1 protein-coding gene is annotated in these 749 nt (G+C 71.3%); it reads right to left on the bottom strand.

What is annotated here, in order from left to right:
• Positions 1-344: 344 nt before the first annotated feature.
• A partial coding sequence (locus ACTM82_RS08975) for a transposase (protein WP_441055879.1) occupies positions 345-749 on the bottom strand: 405 nt, incomplete at its 5' end.

Below are 749 nucleotides of genomic sequence, written 5' to 3'. Positions count from 1 at the left end.
TAATATGAGAAAGCCATTGTCAATAGGCGTGTTTGTTCGAGCCCGGTTTTAAACCGGGCTTTTTCGTTTCCCGTCGGGAGGGCCCGCGCACGCTGCACGTTTAGTCGACGCTTGCCTGGCAAGCTAATATCCGCGGGCTCTTGCGGGCGCGCTGCCGGCGGTCAGCCCGGTATGTCCGCGCACCCCACCGCATTTCGATTCTCCGTCCGGCGCGCTCGTCCGAAACCAGTCTTGTTCACGGGCGCGGCCCTTGCCTTGGGCTGCCCAAAAAAGGGTCGTGAACGCGCGCCGGCGATGCGTCGAGGCGCGGGCCCTCCCGGCGGGAGGCTTGTTGTCCGACGGGGTCAGCCGAGGGTCCCCTCCGCCCGGCGCCCGATCTCCCAGACCCAGCAGGCGAGCTCGCGCGCGACGGCGGCGTTTGCCTTGCACGGGCTCTTGCCCGCCGCCGCCAGCGCCTCGCGGCGACGGCAGAGCCTGGCGGTGCAGTCGTCGGCGCGCGCCCGGATCGCCGCGGGGACGTCCGCGCCGGGCGCCGGGGCCTTCGGGCGGGGCGTGCACGTCAGGTAGTGCCACGCCGACTCCACCAGCGCCGTCCTGGCGAGCCGGTTGCCCGTCTTGGTTATCCCGCCGCGCCGCTCGGTCTCGCCGCTCGAGCGCTCCGACGGGACCAGCCCGCACCAGCTCGCGAAGGCCGGGGCCGTCCGGAACCTCGTGAAGGAGCCCGCCTCGGCTGCGAGCCTGAAGGCCGT

It is taken from the genome of Collinsella sp. HCP3S3_E5, from assembly GCF_052067635.1.
GTDB lineage: Bacteria > Actinomycetota > Coriobacteriia > Coriobacteriales > Coriobacteriaceae > Collinsella.
The sequence above is the reverse complement of the archived record's forward strand: the minus strand, read 5'-3'. Positions and strand labels throughout refer to the sequence as shown.